The organism is Roseateles sp. P5_B10, assembly GCF_056400485.1.
Genome location: NZ_JBFULE010001103.1, coordinates 1 through 1,397, shown reverse-complemented (window position 1 = coordinate 1,397; position 1,397 = coordinate 1). Strand labels below are relative to the sequence as shown.

Annotated in this window: 2 protein-coding genes and 1 pseudogene; 1 reads left to right on the top strand and 2 read right to left on the bottom strand. The window is 69.3% G+C overall.

Going from position 1 to position 1,397, the window contains the following annotated elements; genetic code table 11:
- Positions 1-277 (top strand): annotated as a pseudogene (locus tag AC1DU6_RS31200) (xanthine dehydrogenase family protein molybdopterin-binding subunit); the annotation flags it as partial.
- Here AC1DU6_RS31200 and AC1DU6_RS31195 read toward each other — a convergent pair.
- Both AC1DU6_RS31195 and AC1DU6_RS31190 read right to left on the bottom strand, forming a co-directional pair.
- Positions 274-768 carry a disulfide bond formation protein B gene (locus AC1DU6_RS31195; protein WP_457324805.1) on the bottom strand — a complete coding sequence of 165 codons (495 nt, stop codon included), beginning with the start codon at positions 766-768 and terminating at the stop codon, positions 274-276. The pseudogene AC1DU6_RS31200 and the gene AC1DU6_RS31195 sit on opposite strands and share 4 nt — an antisense overlap.
- Positions 768-1,235: a RidA family protein gene (locus AC1DU6_RS31190; protein WP_477862007.1), complete on the bottom strand. Its 468-nt coding sequence runs from the start codon at positions 1,233-1,235 to the stop codon at positions 768-770. Before AC1DU6_RS31190 ends, AC1DU6_RS31195 begins: the two co-directional genes overlap by 1 nt.
- Positions 1,236-1,397 lie beyond the last annotated feature (162 nt).

Here is a 1,397-nt window from a genome sequence, read left to right as displayed (position 1 = left end):
CCTGAAGGTTGACCACCGCCGCGGCTTCTTCGTCAACCACGACCTGGCCGGCTACGAGGTGCCGGTGCATGCTGACATCCCGCATCAGGAGGTCATCTTCCTGGACGAGACCGACCCGATCTCGTCGCCGATGAAGGCCAAGGGCGTGGGCGAGCTGGGCATTTGCGGCGCGGCCGCCGCGGTGGCCAACGCCGTCTACAACGCCACCGGCGTGCGGGTGCGCGACTACCCGCTGACGCTGGACAAGCTGCTCGCCGGCCTGCCCGCGCTGACTTAGCGGCGCTGGTTCAGGACGATCAGGCCCAGGGCGGCCAGCGCGGCGAACAGCAGGCCGCTCCAGATCTCGTAGGGCAGGCCGATGAGGCGATAGGCTGCGGCCTCCGCGCAGTTGGCCGTGATCATGAAGACCGACGGCCACAGCTCCTCGAGCCCGAGCGCCGTGACGATCTTGTCCGCCAGGCCCATCGCGCAGGTGGCGCTCTGCGAGGCCACCTCATGCTGGAAGACGGCCGCCGTGAGGCCCGCGGCGCACAGCATCAGCACGACCACGAGGGCCGTCTGACGCAGCGCGCGCTTGGCGCTCACCAGCCAGCCCAGCAGCGAGACGGCGCCGATCACCAGGAAGATGGCCCGCTGCAGCACGCACCACGGGCAGGGCTTGACGCCGAACTGGTGCTGGGCGATCAAGGCGATGCCGACGGCGCCGAAGCTCGCCACGGCCATGCCGGCCAGCGCACGGGCCGGCAGCTTGGAAGGGGCGCTGAACATCAGACGGCGATTTCGGCGATGAGCTCGATCTCGACGCAGGCGCCAAGCGGGATCTGGGCCACGCCGAAGGCGCTGCGGGCATGCTTGCCAGCTTCGCCCAGCACCGCGGCGAACAGCTCGGAGCAGCCGTTGGTGACGAGGTGCTGCTCGGTGAAGTCGGGCGTGCTGTTCACGAGGCTCATCACCTTGACGATGCGCACGATCTTGCCCAGGTCACCGGTGGCGGCCTGCAGCGTGCCGAGCAGGTCGATGGCGACGGCGCGTGCGGCCGCCTGGCCGGTGGCGGTGTCGACATCCTTGCCGAGCTGGCCGACCCAGGGCTTGCCGTCCTTCTTGGCGATATGGCCCGACAGGAACAGCAGGTTGCCGGTGCGCGTGAACGGCAGGTAGGCGGCAGCAGGAATGGCCAGCGGCGGCAGGGTGATGCCGAGTTCGGCGAGCTTGGCTTGGATGGCAGAAGAGCTCATGCGTAGTAGCGCGGTGGCGCAAGCGAAAAACCGCGGCATGCTACACCCCGCGTCCCAATAAGGCGGGACAGGGGAGGGGCATTGGCTCAGCGGCCGTGGGGCGTGCGCGAACTGGTGGCAACGGGCGTGGCCTGGCTGGCCGGCCTGGCCCTGCTGCAATGC

What these genes read in the sequence shown, in the direction of transcription:
- AC1DU6_RS31190 (WP_477862007.1), bottom strand. Translation starts at nt 1,235, where the DNA reads ATGAGCTCTTCTGCCATCCAAGCCAAGCTCGCCGAACTCGGCATCACC.
- AC1DU6_RS31195 (WP_457324805.1), bottom strand. Translation starts at nt 768, where the DNA reads ATGTTCAGCGCCCCTTCCAAGCTGCCGGCCCGTGCGCTGGCCGGCATG.